This is a genomic window from Streptomyces sp. NBC_00289 (assembly GCF_041435115.1).
In the GTDB taxonomy this organism is placed as follows: domain Bacteria; phylum Actinomycetota; class Actinomycetes; order Streptomycetales; family Streptomycetaceae; genus Streptomyces.
In genome coordinates this window covers 6,695,130-6,710,129 of record NZ_CP108046.1, presented here as the reverse complement: position 1 = coordinate 6,710,129, position 15,000 = coordinate 6,695,130, and the positions used below count along the sequence as shown (strand labels likewise).

Sequence of the window (15,000 nt, the reverse complement as noted above, 5' to 3'; positions counted from 1 at the left end):
TGGATTTCTGCCGGGACCAGACCGGTCCGGCGGATTTAGCAGCCCGGAGGACTTCAGTGATGAGACACACGGGCGTGCAGCTTGCATAGTAACGGCAGCGGCGACACGCCCCAAAGGCGATCACCCGAGGTGGTCGCGCGAGTGGCCCACGACGAGCGGAGATGGCCGGAGTTGGCCGATGACAGCCGCTCGATGGCCGGGGACGGCCGTTCGACTGCCGTTCGTCGGTCGGAACCGCCCGTGGGCCGTTCCGTGGTCGGGGTGGCGGGATTTGAACCCACGGCCTTCCGCTCCCAAAGCGGACGCGCTACCAAGCTGCGCCACACCCCGTCTGGTGCGACACGTAGGGTACATGCCCCCAGGCTGCGGGACCGCCGCATTTCGTGAGCCCGGCCACGGCATCGGACCCGGAGGAAACGGGGTGTGCGACCAGAGGGGACGACCCGCTACGATGCTCTCGGTACCGCCGCGATCACCCGACCGTGGTGTGTCCTGTGCGGGCGTAGCTCAATGGTAGAGCACTAGTCTTCCAAACTAGCTACGCGGGTTCGATTCCCGTCGCCCGCTCCGAAAGGCCTCCGGCCCGGTCCCTCCAAGGACCGGGCCGGAGGCCTTTGTGCGACTTCCGCCCTGCGCTTGTTCGGCGCTTGTCCGGGTTTCGGCCGACTTTCGTTCGACTTCCGCCCGGCTTTCGCGCGAGAGCAGTGGACCGATCCCTAGAACTGGATCGAGTTGAGCGTCTCGGCTATCGAGTCCAGGAAACGCTGGATGTCGTCCGCCATGCCGGTCGAGGCGAGGAAGAAGCCGAAGAGCACGGCGACCACGGCGGGGCCCGCCTTCAGGGAACCGCCCCGGAGCAACACCACCAGGATGATCGCCAACAGCAGCACCACAGACAGTGAAATGGCCACAACTGATCACACCCTCGGTCGGTCCGCTCTCCCGGCCCGGGGACGCAACCCCGTGCACCCCCGCCAGAACCATCGTGCCACCAACACGGCTCGCATATGCGGCCCGTGACGCATCGTTGACCCTGCCCGGCCGGACCCGCCGGTACGCCCCCTCGGTGCGGGGACCCTCGGACCGCACACCGCACACCAATTCGAGGGCGTACCCGCACAGGGAATTCAACGAGATCGTTTCGGTGTCCACACATCTCGTTCGCAGGCAATTCCCATTGCCGCTACAAGCACATCGAGGCCTTATCGCAGCCCGTGGTGAATGGTTACTTTATGCACCATTTAGTCATGATGAATCATGACAATCAGGCAGTCCGCGCGGGTCCGATCGAGTACCCCGCAATGTGTCGGTCATCACGCCCACAGCGAGGCCGACTTTCCTGAATCCCGGGTATGCGCAGCGAATAAGCAGGAATGACGCCGAGGGTTTTACGGAAACCCACAGTGAACGCTAGGGTGCCTCAGATGTTCCACGCTGCCCCGTCCCCCGAACGCGCAGCGAGGTCCTGGATCCTCCTCCCCGGTTTCCGTCGGGAGGGTCTGTGACGAACTCGCTGCAGCCGCACGGCCACGACCGAACACCGCTCCCCCCGGCACAGTCGCCGGCGGACGGAGTGCCGAGTCCGCGCTCGCCGAGGAGCCGGCAGGACCAGCGAGACCGGCAGGACAGACCGAGGACACCCGGCAAGCAGCGCGACTCGTTCTTCGACAACGCCAAGTACCTGGCGATCGTGCTCGTGGCCGTGGGGCACTCGTGGGAGCCCCTCAAGGGGGACAGCCGGATTCTCGAGGGGCTGTACACGGTCGTGTACAGCTTCCACATGCCGGCGTTCATCATCATCTCCGGCTTCTTCTCACGCAGCTTCGACCTGCGACCCGACCGGCTCAAGCGGCTGATCACCGGCGTCGCCGTGCCGTACATCCTGTTCGAGACCGCGTTCTCGCTCTTCAAGCGCTTCGCCGACCATGATCCGCACCAGGAGATCAGCCTCCTCGACCCCTGGTACCTGACCTGGTTCCTGGTCGCGCTGTTCGTCTGGCGGCTGACCACGCCCATCTGGAAGCTGGTGCGCCATCCGCTTCCGCTCGCGCTCGGTGTCGCCATGCTGGCGACCATCACGCCGGACATCGGTGACGACCTGGATCTCCAGCGGGTGCTCCAGTTCCTGCCGTACTTCGTGCTCGGCCTGTGCCTGAAGCCGGAGCACTTCCGGCTGGTGCGCCGGCGCTCGATGCGGATCGTGGCGGTGCCCGTGTTCGCGGTCGCGCTGGCCTTCGGCTGGTGGGCGGTGCCGCGCATGAACACGGCGTGGTTCTACCACCGTGACTCCGCGCAGGAGTTGGGCGCGCCCTGGTGGGTCGGGCCGGTCATGGTGCTGGCCATGTTCGGCTGCTCGCTGGTGCTGACCGCCTGCTTCTTCGCCTGGGTGCCGGGCCGGACCATGTGGTTCACCGCGCTCGGCGCGGGGACGCTGTACGGCTATCTGCTGCACGGCTTCCTGATCAAGGGCGCCGACTTCGCGGGCTGGTTCGACCATGCCTCGCTGCACCGGCCGCTCGGCGAGATCTTCGTGACCCTGCTCGCGGCCACCGCCGTCACGCTGCTGTGCACCCGTCCCGTACAGCGGGTCTTCCATTTCGCGATGGAGCCGAGGATGGCGTGGGCCTTCAAGCCGGATGCCGCCGAACTGGCCCGCGAGCGGGAGACGGCCGAGCGGAGGGCCGAGGGCCGGAAGGTCGAGCGCGCGAAGGTCGACGCCTAGTCGCTCCGGCGGGAGTCCGGTCAGCCACCCGCGGGCGTGTCGTGGCTGGTCGCGCGGTTCTCCGCGCCGCTGCCGGGCGCGGACACCAGACCGAGGAGTGCGCGCATCCGCGCGTACTTGTCGGTCAGTCGTGTGCGGGTGGCATCGTCGAGGACCGCGAGGCGCGCCGGGTCCGCGTTGTGCGCGAGATCCGCCTCCTTCACCAGGAGCGCGCCGGGTGTGGCGCGGATGCGCCCGGCGTACGCCTCGGGTGGCTCCCCCGCCCGCTTGGTGACCGCCAGCACGATGTCCTTCGTACGACGGCTCAGCGCGGCCTCCCGCAACCACTGATCGGTGAGCGCGTCGTCCTCGACGGCGTCGTGCAGCCAGGCAGCCGCGATCTGCTCGTCGTCGCCGCCGCGCGCCCGTACGCCCTCCGCGACCGCCCGGAGGTGCTCGGCGTACGGCCGTCCGGCCTTGTCGGTCTGGCCCTCGTGGGCGGCGCGGGCGGTGGCCTCTACTTCGGCCAGGGTCAGGTGAGAGGTGTGCGTCACGCGGCCAGTGTCTCCCGCCGCGGCGCCGCGCGGGCGGCGGCGGGGCGGTTCAGCGAGGCGCCGCCTGGGCCGTCGGGCCCTCCCGGCAGATCAGCAGCAGCGCCCGGTCGTCGTTGACGTCCTTGGCCACCGCCTCGATCAGGTGCCAGGCGGCTCCGTGGAAGCCGCCGGCAACGTAGCGGTCGGCCTCGCCGGTGAGGCGGTCGATGCCCTCGACGATGTCGCGCTCGGACGTCTCCACCAGTCCGTCCGTGAACAGCATCAACACGTCGCCCGGGCGGAGCGAGCCCTTCACCGGGTGGAACTGGGCACCGTCGTACACACCCAGCAGCGGGCCGTCGGCGGCCTTCTCCTCCCAGCGACCGCTGCCCGCGCTCAGCTGCAGCCCCGGGGGATGTCCGGCGGAGTAGAGCTCGTAGTCGCCGGAGTCCAGGTCCAGGACGAGGTGGATCGAGGTCGCGAAGCCCTCGTCCCAGTCCTGGCGGAGCAGGTAGCCGTTCGCGGCCGGGAGGAAGGCGTGCGGGGGCAGGGAACCGAGCAGGCCGCCGAAGGCGCCGGACAGCAGCAGCGCCCGTGAGCCCGCGTCCATGCCCTTGCCGGACACGTCGGTCAGTACGACCTCCATCGTGCGGCCGCCGTTCGTCCGGGCCGCGACGACGAAGTCACCGGAGAACGACTGGCCCCCCGCCGGCCGCAGCGCCATCTCCCGGTGCCAGCCCTGTGGCAGTTTGGGCAGTTTGCTCTGTACCCGGATGCGTTCACGGAGGTCGAACAGCATCGTGCCGCCGCGCCGCCAGGGCACACCGACCCGGCTGCGGAACTGGGCGATGAGCAGGCCGAAGAAGCCGCAGGCGGCGACCACGAGCACCACACCGGGAGTGACCCGGGAGGGCCCTTCCGTATACGGGCCCAGCTGGACCGACTCCACGATCAGTGCCGTGGCCGCGGCCGCGTACAGACCGAGCAGACTCGCGGGGCGCAGCACCAGGCCGCCCGCCACGATGGGCAGGACCAGCGCGGCCGGGGAACACCACACCGAGTTGGCGAGTGTCGTGGCCGTGATCAGCGGGACGGTGATCAGCAGGCCGGCCAGCGCGACCCAGTCCGAACCGTCCCCGCGGAAGTAGTCGACGGCACTTCTGCGCAGGCCGACGCGAGCCCGGTGCCACTGCATCTTCAACCGGGCCGTGAACGTGTCGGCTTCCGCGCGCCGCTCTCGTCCTGCTGCCATTAGTTCGGGACCCTATCCATCGGACCAGGTTCTTGGCACGGGAGGTCCCACTTGTCCCCCGTCCGAGGCTCAACTCACAGTGAACTTCACAGAATGCCCTGGCGCGGCCCCCAAGGCGAAATTCCTTCGCTCGTCCCGCAATGCCCTGCTAAGCATGGTCCATGGGGACTGACATGCGGGTACTGCGGCGGGACGAATGGGACGAGTGGTACGACAGTTTGATCCGTGCCTTCGGCGGGGTCCCGGAGCCGGAAGAGGAACGGGCGGCGTTCCGCGGGCTCACCCAGTTCGACCGCTCCCTCGGCGTCTGGGACGGCGACGCGTGCGTGGGTACGGCGGGGGCGTTCCGTTTCCGGCTGACCGTGCCCGGCGGGGCCCCGGTGTCCGCGGCGGGCGTCACCATGGTGAGCGTGGCGGCCACGCACCGGCGGCGCGGTGTGCTGCGGTCCCTGATGCGGCGGCAGTTGGACGACGTACGGTCCTGGGGCGAGCCGCTGGCCGTGCTGACGGCCTCCGAGCCGGCGATCTACGGCCGCTTCGGTTACGGCGCCGCCACGCACCACGTGAACGCGCGGATCGACACCGACCGGGTCCGGCTGACCGTGCCGGCCGGCACCGATGACGTACGGCTGCGGTACGCGGCGCCCGTCGACGCGCTCGACGCGTGCGAGGCGGTCTACGCGCGACTGGTGTCGCGCCGGCCGGGAATGGTGGCGCGGAACCCGGGCTGGGAACGGCTGTGGGTACTCGACCCGGAGAGCGGCCGGGACGGGGCCTCGCCGCTGCAGTGCGTGGTCGCGGAGCGGGACGGCGAGGTCGTCGGCTACGCGCGCTTCCGGGTCAAGGCGGACTGGGAGCCCGCGGGGCCCAAGGGCACCGTGGTCGCGCAGGACGTGGACGCGCTGGACCCGGCGGCGCACGCGGCGCTGTGGCGGTTCCTGTTCGACGTCGACCTGACGTCGGCCATCGACATCAGGCGGCGGCCGGTGGACGAACCCTGGCAGTACCTGGTCTCCGACATCCGGCGGTGCTCGCTGCTGGTTCGGGACTCGCTGCACGTACGGCTGGTGGACGTCGGGGCCGCGTTGCAGGCGCGGACCTATCAGGCGCCGGTGGACGTCGTGTTCGAGGTCGAGGACGCCTTCTGCCCCTGGAACGCGGGGCGTTGGCGGCTGACCGGGGACGCGAAGGGCGCGTCCTGCGAGCGCACCGAGGACGCGGCGGATCTGGCCCTGTCCGTACGGGAGTTGGGGGCGGCCTACCTCGGTGGCGTGAGTCTGGCCGCGCTGGGCGCCGCCGGACTGGTGCGGGAGCTGCGGCACGGCGCGCTGGCGGAGGCGGCGGTGGGATTCGGGTCGACGGTGGCGCCCTGGCTGCCGCACGGCTTCTGACCGCGACCGGGGTGGCGGCCGGTCACATCCGCCGACAGGCCGGGCACCGGAAGCCGACGGTGGCACCCCGGCCGCCGCACGGCTTCTGACCGCGACCAGGGTGGCGGCCGGTCACATCCGCCGACAGGCCGGGCACCGGAAATCGGCGGTGGCACCCCGGCCGCCGCACGGCTTCTGACCGCGACCGGGGTGGCGGCCGGTCACATCCGCTGGCAGGTGGGGCACCAGAAGAGGTTGCGGGCGGCGAGATCGGCGGTGCGGATCTCGCCGCCACAGATGTGGCAGGGCCGGTTCGCCCTGCGGTAGACGTACACCTCGCCGCCGTGGTCGTCGACGCGCGGCGGGCGGCCCATCGCCTCCGGGGTGTGTTCCGGGCGCACGGTGTCGATGCGGTTGTGGCGGACCCCCTCGCGCATGAGCGCGACCAGGTCGGCCCAGATCCCCTCCCACTCGGCGGGGGTGAGGTCCCGGCCTGCGCGGTAGGGGTCGATGCCGTGCCGGAAGAGGACCTCGGCCCGGTAGACGTTGCCCACCCCCGCGATGACCTTCTGGTCCATCAGGAGCGCGGCGATCGTCGTACGGCTGCGGGAGATCCTGCGGTAGGCCGCCCGCGGGTCGGCGTCCGGGCGCAGGGGGTCGGGGCCGAGGCGGTCGTGCACCGCGTCCTTCTCGGCGTCGGTGATCAGGGCGCAGGTGGTGGGGCCGCGGAGATCGACGTAGGACGTGTCGTCGGCCAGGCGCAGCCGGACGGTGTCGGTGGGAGGCGGCGCGGGGGCCGGACCGAAGGTGACCTTGCCGAAGAGGCCGAGGTGGATGTGGATCCAGTCGGCGTCCCGGAAGCCCAGGAACAGGTGCTTGCCGTGGGCGTCGGCGGTGCTCAGCGCCTGGCCGTCGAGGAGGGCCGCGGCGTCGGTGAACTTGCCCTGGGGGCTCGTCACCCGTGTGACCCGGCCGGAGAAGCGCGAGGCGTAGTCCTGCGCGAGCCGGTGAATCGTGTGCCCCTCTGGCACCTCGCTCTGTCCTTTCCCCACCGTCTGCCCGTCCGTCGCGGTGCCGACGGACGGGACTTCACGTGCCGTTACGGCTGCGGGTGGTGCGCCGGGATCGGGGGCAGGTCGCCCGTCGTCTCGTACGCCGACAGCATGTCGATGCGACGGATGTGGCGTTCGTCGCCCGAGAACGGGGTGTTCAGGAAGGTCTCGACGAACTTCGTCGCCTCCTCCTGCGTGTGCATGCGCGCGCCGACCGCGACGACGTTGGCGTTGTTGTGCTGCCGGCCGAGGGACGCGGTCTCCTCGCTCCAGGCCAGCGCCGCACGCACGCCCTTCACCTTGTTCGCCGCGATCTGCTCGCCGTTGCCGGAGCCGCCGATCACGATGCCGAGGGCGTCGGGGTCCGCGGCCGTCCGCTCGGCGGCGCGGAGGCAGAACGGCGGGTAGTCGTCCTGGGCGTCGTAGATGTGCGGACCGCAGTCCACGGGGTCATGGCCGGCCGCCTCGAGCCACTCGGCGAGGTGGTTCTTGAGTTCGAGGCCGGCATGGTCGGAACCGAGATACACGCGCATGGTCCGAGTGTGACACGACTGTTTCGGGGCAGCAGCCTCGGGGGCCGACCAAGAAAACTCCGAGCAACACCAAGGAACCTCAAGCAAACCTCAAGTAACGATCCGGATTCAAAGGTTCACGAATTCGTTTGCCTCCGATTCACTGGACCGACCCGTACACCGCTCGTACGGGAGACAGCTCACCCGGCGCAAAGGAATTCCGTCCATGACCACGCAGCCGACCCTCCCCCAGGCCGGTCACGCGCCCGGAGCCCCCGGCGAACCCGATGGCGGCCTCCAGGCGGGACTCAAGAACCGTCACCTCTCGATGATCGCCATCGGTGGTGTCATCGGTGCCGGACTGTTCGTGGGATCCAGTACCGGTATCGCCACTGCCGGACCCGGCATCCTCCTGTCGTACGCCCTCGTCGGCACGCTCGTCGTCCTCGTGATGCGCATGCTCGGCGAGATGTCCGCGGCCAACCCGACGTCCGGCTCGTTCTCCGCGCACGCCGACCGCGCCCTCGGCCGCTGGGCCGGTTTCTCGATCGGCTGGCTGTACTGGTTCTTCTGGGTGGTCGTGCTCGCCGTGGAGGCCACCGCCGGCGCCAAGATCCTCGAGTCCTGGATTCCCTCCGTGCCCCAGTGGGGGTGGGCGCTGCTCGTGATGGTGGTGCTGACCGCCACCAACCTGGTCTCGGTGGGCTCCTACGGCGAGTTCGAGTTCTGGTTCGCCGGCATCAAGGTCGTGGCGATCGGCGCGTTCATCGTCGTCGGCGGGCTCGCGGTGTTCGGTGTGCTGCCGGGTGCCGACAGCGACAAGGCCGGGCTCGGCAACCTCACCGACAGCGGCGGCTTCCTGCCTCACGGTCCGGGCGCCATCCTCACCGGCGTGCTGCTCGTCGTCTTCTCCTTCATGGGCAGCGAGATCGCGACCCTGGCCGCCGGCGAGTCCGAGGACCCGCAGCGGGCCGTCACCAAGTCCACCAACAGCATCATCTGGCGGATCGGCGTCTTCTACCTCGGCTCGATCCTGGTCGTCGTCACGCTGCTGCCGTGGAACGACCCGTCGATCAAGGAGAAGGGCTCGTACGTCGCCGCCCTCGACTCCCTCGGCATCGCGCACGCCGGCCAGATCATGAACTTCATCGTGCTGACCTCGGTGCTGTCCTGTCTCAACTCCGGCCTGTACACGGCCTCCCGCATGGCCTTCTCGCTCGGCCGGCGGGGTGACGCGCCGAAGGCGTTCGCACGGACCACCTCCCGTGGTGTGCCGATGGCGGCGATCGTCGCGTCGGTCGTGTTCGGCTTCGTGGCCGTCTTCTTCAACTACAAGTTCCCGGACTCCGTCTTCCTCTTCCTCGTCAACTCCAGCGGCGCCGTGGCCCTGTTCGTCTGGCTGGTGATCTGCTTCTCGCAGCTGCGCATGCGGAAGATCATCCAGGCCGAGGCGCCGGAGAAGCTGGTTGTGAAGATGTGGCTGTACCCGTATCTGACCTGGGCGACGGCCGCCCTGATCGTCTTCGTGCTGGGCTACATGCTCACCGACACCGAGCACGACGGGCGCGAGACCGTCCTGTTGTCGCTGCTGGTCGCGGCGGTCGTGATCGCCATCGCCCTGGTGAAGGAGAAGGTCGGCAGGGACCGGCCGGCGGACCTGAAGGCGCGCGGCTAGAAAACCGACGCGGACCCGCGGGGGCCGGTGGTGCGGGTACGCACCACCGGCCCCCGCCCCTTTTTCCGCCGTACCGGCGCGGTCACAGGACGGTGAAACTGTCCTTCACCTTGCCGTAGACCTCCAGTGCCTGCTCTTCGATGTCCGGCTGGTACCAGGTGTTGATCTGGTACGACTTCCCGTTCTCGTTGAAGCCCAGCAGACGGGCGTGCCAGGGGACGCCCTGGAGCGTGAACGTGTACTCCCAGACGACCGCCTGACGGCCACGGAACGTCGTCTCCTCCAGGCGGACCTTGTGGTAGTCCCGCCCCTGGCGGGCGTTCTGTTCCGAGGTCCGCCAGGTGTCCATCAGGTCCCCTCGGGCCAGAGACGACTTGGCCGCGAGTTCCTGCTTGCCGTCCGGCGAGGTGTAGTGGACCTCCGCTCCCGTCTGCACGTCCCGGCGCCAGCCCCGGGGCGTCGCCCAGGCGAACCCGCCCGCCTCGCGGTGCGTACCCGGCGGCAGGGTCTGCGGCCTCGAGGTGCCCTCGACGGTGGACGACGGGCTGCCCGCCGGGGTGGTCGCGGACGTGGCCGAAGACGTCGAGGCGCCCGCCCGGTTGTCGTCGGGCGCCCCGGAGTTCGCGGTGAGGACGATCGTGACGACCACCGCCACGACGACCAGACCCGCCGCGACGGCCAGGCCGGTCCGGCGCCGGCCGCGCCGGCGACCGGCCGGAACCGCGGGACCGGGCAACTCGCCCGGCGGCATCCCGCCCCGCGCCGCCGCGGGCACCGGCCGCCGCTCGGTCAACGCCTCGGCACGGGACAGTGAGACGACCGCCCGGTGGGGCATGGGCCCGACCTCCGACCGCGGTTCCGAGGCCGCCTCGGTGGAGGCGTTGGGGGCGCGGAGAGTGGACGGGGTCGGCGGGAGCGCGGGGGTGGTCGGGGTGGGCGGGAGTGCCGGGGTGGGCGGGGCCGACAGCGTTGACGCGGTGGCCGGGGTGGCCGGGGTGGCCGGTGAGGGCGGCGGTGCGTCGCGGACGGGGGCATCGGCGGGGGCGGAATCGGTGATGTGGGTGGAGCTGGTGGTGAGGGTGGAGTTGGGAGCGGGGCGCTGCGCGGGGTCGGGAGCGCGCTGTTGTGCGGGACCGGCTCCGGGCACCGCGTCGCGTTCGGGCACGGCACCAGGACCGGGAGTCTGACCGGTTCCGTCTCCCGCTCGGGGACCCGGACCCGGACCCTGCCCCGGGCCGGCTTCTGTCCCGGAACCCGTTCCAGTCCCGGAACCCGTTCCGGGTCCGTCCGCCGGCCCCGGTTCGAGCCCTGGCTCCGGTTCGGGCCGCGGTGGGGATGCGGGCCGCCTGGGGTCGCGGATCGTGCGTATGACCCGGGTTTCTCCGTCGCCCGGGGTGAGGGACTCCCCCGGCACCGATGGACGGGGAAGGGCCACGTCCTGGGTCTCCACGTGCCGGAGTGCTACCGGAAAGCCCTGGGCAGGCCGGGTCTCCGGGAGATCCGAAATCCCCCGCTTCCCCGGGGCCTCGGAGCGCTCGGATCCCTCTGAGTGCCCGTCAGTCGCCCTGTCCCCGTCCGCCTCCGTGCGCCCATGGTTCTCCGCGTTCCCGGACGCTGTCTCCGTTCCCACCCGCAGCGTGGGTGTCGGGGGCGGGAACGCGATGTCGTGCAGGGTGGTGCGCAGGTCGTCGAGGGAGGGGCGGACCGACGGCTCCTTCTCCAGCAGCGCGGCAAGGATCTCGCGCAACGGACCTGCGGTGGAAGGGAGTTCGGGCTCCTCGTACAGGACCGCGTGCAAGGTCGCCAGTGTGGTGCCGCGGGAGAACGGCGAGCGGCCGCCCAGGGCCGCGCACAGCGTCGCGCCCAGCGACCAGACGTCGGACGGCGGGCCCTGGGGGCGTCCGGAGACGCGCTCGGGAGCCATGTAGTCGGGCGAGCCGACGAGCATGCCGACCATGGTGAGAGCCGTGGTGTCCTGGATGGCGGCGATACCGAAGTCGGTGAGCACGATCCGGCGCGCGCCGTGCTCCACCAGGACGTTGCCGGGCTTGATGTCGCGGTGCAGGACGCCCCGCGCGTGCACCTGGCGCAGTGCCTCCACCAGTCCCAGTCCGATGCGGGCGGCCTCGCGCGGGCCCAGCGGTCCGTCCTCCGCCAGCAGCCCTTCGAGGGAGCGGCCGGCGATCAACTCCATGACGATCCACAGGCGTTCGCCCTCGTCCACGACGTCGTACACGCGCACCACGTTGGGATGGTCGATGCGGGCGGAGGCCCTGGCCTCGCGCAGGGTGCGTTCCCGGCGGGTGCGGGCGTCCTCCGCGTCGAGGCCGTCTATGCGCATCTCCTTGACGGCGACCGGCCGGTCGAGCATTTCGTCGGCGGCTCGCCACACCCGCCCCATTCCCCCCTGGCCGATACTTTCGACCAATCGATAGCGCCCTGTCACCAGTAACCCTGGAACGCCACCGCTCCTCGTGTTTCCCGTATTCCCCGGCAATCCGCTGCACCCCCTCGACGATCTCCACGCCCCACAACGCCACGACAACGTCCCGACTGGAACACAATGGTCACACTTCAGGCCGTACCAGCATAGTGCGGAGAAATCTTGTGGTACCTCTTCAAGTACTGCGAATTCAGGCGCAGCCAAGGGGGACGAACATGAGTTCTCGTCGTACGACGACCATCGCGGGGTCGCTGGTCACGGCATCTTTCTCGCTGGTGATGATTTTTTCCGCCACCGCCGGCGCGGACGACCAGGGGCCCGGGAGCAGCAAGGGGGGAAAGGCCGTCGACGAGGCGCCGGCGGGCGTCGAGCTGACCACGTTGCTGCCGGAGAAGATCTCCGTCGACAACAGTTCGCAAAAGACGGCGGCCACTGCCACGGTGAAGAACGAGGGGACCAAGGACAGCGGAAAGATCCGGCTTTTGGTCGTCGGTTTCGACGGCCTTACGGTCAAGAACGTTCAAGGCTGCTCTCCGATCGCCAAAAAGAATCTGCCGGAGGGCTCGAACAGCGGTTTCTCCTGCCCCATCGACAATCTCGCGGCCGGCAAGTCGAAGTCGTACCCGGTGGACGCGACATTCGATCTCGGAAAGACCGGGAAGATCTGTCTGCCCGTGCAGACCGGCGACGGGAAGAAGACGTACTGGCAGCAGGGTCCGGTTCCGTTCGGTACGACGAACCCGTCGCCGAACGCCCCGGCCACACCGCTGCTGCTCGGTACCGACAACACACCGGTGGGGCCGGGCGGCGACGCGCTGCCGAAGACCGGTGTCGGGCGTGACGTCCTGCCGCTGGGCATGGCGGGCGCGGCACTGCTGACGGCGGGGGCCGCCGGGCTCTGGTGGTCGCTGCGCCGGCCGGCGCAGCGGGAGGCCTGAGCCACAAAAGACCGGAGGCGTGACCCGACGGCTCCCGCCGGGTCACGCCTCCGCCGTCACAACCGTACGGACGACCGTCACAGCCGTACGGACGACCGTCACAGATGTAGGGACGACGTCTACGACTGCTTCCGCACGAGCTTCCAGGCGGTGGGCAGCACGCCCATCGCCAGGGCCGCCTTCAGGGCGTCGCCGAGCAGGAACGGGGTGAGGCCGGCCGCGATCGCCGCGCTCGCCGACAGGCCGGCGGAGGCGGCCAGATACGGCACGCCCACGGCGTAGATGATCGCCTCGCCGAGCAGCATGGTGCCCGCCGTCCGCAGGACGGAACGGTCGGCGCCGCGGCGGGCCAGGGCGCCGACGGCGGCGGACGCGAGGATCATGCCGAGGACATAACCGAAGGAGACGGCGCCGGCTCCCGAGGTGCCGCTCGCGAACCACGGCACGCCGACGACTCCGGCCAGCGCGTACAGGGCGAGCGCGAGGAAGCCGCGGCCGGCGCCCAGGCCGGCGCCGACGAGCAGCGCGGCGAAGGTCTGGCCGGTGACCGGCACCGGGGAGCCGGGCACGGGCACGGCGATCTGGGCGGCGAGGCCGGTGAGCGCGGCGCCGCCGAGCACGAGCGCGACGTCCCGGACACGGGAGACGGGGATCAGGTCGGCGAGGACCTGCCCGGTGCTGGCGGGGGCGACGGCGGCGGTGCTCATGGGGACTCCGCGGGTGGGTGTGGGCACGTAGGGACACGGCGACGCTATCCCAGCGCCCTCGGGCCGATCATGGTCAGCGCTCGACAAAGGCTGGAACGCGGGCTTGGTGGGCTTCCGACAATGATGGGGCTCCACACCGAGTACGGCGTGATACCGGTCACGGAGGTGAAGTGGTTTTGCGTACGCACGGGTGGGGACGGCGTCTGTAGGTTCTCACCAAACGGGTTCTCACCGTTTCCGGAGGCCGTCTCGCCCGTCGGTCACCGTCTGGGCAGCGCTCGACCGTTTTGCTAGCTTCGAACGCATGGTTGCCCAGGCCCGGAACTTCTCGTCGCGTCGCCACGTCGACCTGCGACGCGTGGGTACGGCCGCCTGTCGCCGCTCCGGGTGAGGCGGCTCCGGCGCGCCTCCCCTCACGAGACGGCGCAGTGTCGGACCCGTTCCCGAGGATGACCTCCATGCCCCATGCCGCGGCACCTCCCTTCACCCCTGCTTCCCGCGCCCACTCCACCGGCGCCTCCTCTCCCGTGCCCCGCGCGGCCGACAGCGAGCGGCGCCGTACCAGTGCCAGCGTCGTGCTGCGGTCCGTGCTGGAGCACGGACCCGTCGCGCGCAGCGGCATCGCCCGGCTGACCGGCCTCTCCCCGGCGTCGGTGACGGACTACTGCGCCCGGTTCACGCGGCTCGGGCTTATCCGCGAGGCCGCCGCGCCTCACCGCTCCGGCGGGGTGGGCCGGCCGCACCTTCCCGTCGACCTGGACGACTCTCGGTTCGTGGTGGGCGGGATCCATGTCGCCGTCCCCTACACCACGGTCGCGCTGCTCGATCTGCGCGGGCGGGTGGTGGCGGAGCGGCAGCTGAAGCACGAACGGACCGATGCCGGGTGGGTGTTGGAGCGCGCCGCCGACGGACTGGCGGCGCTGCTGGCCCGGGCTCCCGGCCGACGGCCGCTGGGCGTCGGTGTGGCCGCCGGCGGGTGGGTCGACCGGGATTCCGGGACCGTGGTCGAGCATCCGCTGCTGGGCTGGCGGGACGTGGCGGTGGGCGAGGCGCTCGGCGCGCGCACCGGGCTGCCGGTCCATGTGGACGGGCACGCGCGGGCGCTGGTCAACGCGGAGCGCCTGTTCGGCCGGGCCCGGGGCAGCCGGAGCGTGCTGCACCTGTTCGTCGGCAACATGGTCGACGCGGCGTTCGCGACCAACGACGAGGTGCACCACGGTCCCCGTTCGCAGGCCGGGGCGATCGCCCATCTGCCCCTGGGTGGCGGCACCCAGCGGTGCGTGTGCGGGCGCGTGGGCTGCCTCCAGGTCGAGTTGAGCGAGCGGACGCTGTGCCGGCGGGCCCGCGAGGCGGGCGTCACGGACGGGGTGAACCCGATGCGGGTGCTGGAGGCGGCGGCGGCCGGCGATCCGGTGGCCGCGCGGCTGCTGGTGGACCGGTCCCGGATGGTGGGGCGGGCGGCGGCGCTGCTGCTCGACATCCTGAACCCGGAGACGGTCGTCGTCACGGAGATCGGGGCGATGTACCGGGCGGACTGCCTGGCCGCGTTGCGGGAATCGGTCGGGCCGGAGCGCGCCGCGTCGGTTTCGCCGACGAGTTTCGCCGATTCCGTATTGGCGACAGCCGGTGGATCGGTCGCTCTGGACATGCTGTTCCGGGATCCTCTGGGCTCCTCACCTCAGCCGACTTAATTCAGAAACTCCGAATGTTGACAGGCCCCACGAGAGACCGGGAACATCATGTTCATGCTGCTCACGAGCTGTCGCACCCTCTGTTGCTGACACCGCTGACGCGCTGACGTTCCGTCAGTTCTTCGC

12 protein-coding genes and 2 tRNA genes are annotated in these 15,000 nt (G+C 70.5%); 6 read left to right on the top strand and 8 right to left on the bottom strand.

The annotated features are described in order from the left end of the window. Nucleotides 1-253: 253 nt before the first annotated feature. Nucleotides 254-330 (bottom strand) — tRNA-Pro (locus OG985_RS30435). A gap of 166 nt (nt 331-496) precedes the next feature. Between OG985_RS30435 and OG985_RS30430 the strand changes: the two genes are divergently transcribed. Further along, nucleotides 497-567 (top strand) — tRNA-Gly (locus OG985_RS30430). A 149-nt stretch (nt 568-716) separates the two neighbouring features. Here OG985_RS30430 and OG985_RS30425 read toward each other — a convergent pair. Then, on the bottom strand, nt 717-911 hold the full coding sequence (locus OG985_RS30425) for a hypothetical protein (protein ID WP_371671544.1): 195 nt from the start codon (nt 909-911) through the stop codon (nt 717-719). Between the two features lie 590 nt (nt 912-1,501). On the opposite strand from OG985_RS30425, the gene OG985_RS30420 reads away from it, so the two are divergent. Further along, nucleotides 1,502-2,722 carry an acyltransferase family protein gene (locus OG985_RS30420; RefSeq protein WP_371671543.1) on the top strand — a complete coding sequence of 407 codons (1,221 nt, stop codon included), beginning with the start codon at nt 1,502-1,504 and terminating at the stop codon, nt 2,720-2,722. A gap of 20 nt (nt 2,723-2,742) precedes the next feature. Here the strand turns inward: OG985_RS30420 and OG985_RS30415 are convergent, their stop codons facing one another. Both OG985_RS30415 and OG985_RS30410 read right to left on the bottom strand, forming a co-directional pair. Then, nucleotides 2,743-3,255 (bottom strand): HD domain-containing protein, encoded by a 513-nt coding sequence (locus OG985_RS30415; protein WP_371671542.1) that lies wholly within the window; start codon nt 3,253-3,255, stop codon nt 2,743-2,745. Between the two features lie 49 nt (nt 3,256-3,304). After that, nucleotides 3,305-4,486, bottom strand: coding sequence for a PP2C family protein-serine/threonine phosphatase (locus OG985_RS30410; RefSeq protein ID WP_371671541.1), 1,182 nt, complete (start codon nt 4,484-4,486; stop codon nt 3,305-3,307). Nucleotides 4,487-4,647: 161 nt separating this feature from the next. On the opposite strand from OG985_RS30410, the gene OG985_RS30405 reads away from it, so the two are divergent. Further along, nucleotides 4,648-5,877, top strand: coding sequence for a GNAT family N-acetyltransferase (locus OG985_RS30405; protein WP_371671540.1), 1,230 nt, complete (start codon nt 4,648-4,650; stop codon nt 5,875-5,877). A gap of 200 nt (nt 5,878-6,077) precedes the next feature. Here the strand turns inward: OG985_RS30405 and OG985_RS30400 are convergent, their stop codons facing one another. Together OG985_RS30400 and OG985_RS30395 are read right to left on the bottom strand one after the other, a co-directional pair. Then, nucleotides 6,078-6,887, bottom strand: a complete 810-nt coding sequence (locus OG985_RS30400; RefSeq protein WP_371671539.1) for an Fpg/Nei family DNA glycosylase — start codon at nt 6,885-6,887, stop codon at nt 6,078-6,080. Between the two features lie 68 nt (nt 6,888-6,955). Further along, a complete protein-coding gene (locus tag OG985_RS30395; protein WP_371671538.1) occupies nt 6,956-7,441 on the bottom strand; it encodes a ribose-5-phosphate isomerase in 486 nt (161 codons plus the stop codon). A 205-nt stretch (nt 7,442-7,646) separates the two neighbouring features. Between OG985_RS30395 and OG985_RS30390 the strand changes: the two genes are divergently transcribed. After that, nucleotides 7,647-9,095 carry an amino acid permease gene (locus tag OG985_RS30390; protein WP_371671537.1) on the top strand — a complete coding sequence of 483 codons (1,449 nt, stop codon included), beginning with the start codon at nt 7,647-7,649 and terminating at the stop codon, nt 9,093-9,095. Between the two features lie 82 nt (nt 9,096-9,177). On the opposite strand, the gene OG985_RS30385 is transcribed toward OG985_RS30390, so the two are convergent. Next, on the bottom strand, nt 9,178-11,496 hold the full coding sequence (locus OG985_RS30385) for a serine/threonine-protein kinase (RefSeq protein WP_371674537.1): 2,319 nt from the start codon (nt 11,494-11,496) through the stop codon (nt 9,178-9,180). A 257-nt stretch (nt 11,497-11,753) separates the two neighbouring features. Here OG985_RS30385 and OG985_RS30380 point away from each other — a divergent pair, with 257 nt between their 5' ends. Continuing rightward, the gene (locus OG985_RS30380; RefSeq protein ID WP_371671536.1) at nt 11,754-12,476 is read left to right on the top strand and encodes a hypothetical protein; all 723 of its coding nucleotides are present in this window, start codon (nt 11,754-11,756) and stop codon (nt 12,474-12,476) included. A gap of 119 nt (nt 12,477-12,595) precedes the next feature. On the opposite strand, the gene OG985_RS30375 is transcribed toward OG985_RS30380, so the two are convergent. Beyond that, nucleotides 12,596-13,183 (bottom strand): biotin transporter BioY, encoded by a 588-nt coding sequence (locus tag OG985_RS30375; RefSeq protein ID WP_371671535.1) that lies wholly within the window; start codon nt 13,181-13,183, stop codon nt 12,596-12,598. Between the two features lie 458 nt (nt 13,184-13,641). Here OG985_RS30375 and OG985_RS30370 point away from each other — a divergent pair, with 458 nt between their 5' ends. Next, nucleotides 13,642-14,874 carry an ROK family protein gene (locus OG985_RS30370; protein WP_371671534.1) on the top strand — a complete coding sequence of 411 codons (1,233 nt, stop codon included), beginning with the start codon at nt 13,642-13,644 and terminating at the stop codon, nt 14,872-14,874. The last annotated feature ends 126 nt before the right edge of the window (nt 14,875-15,000 follow it).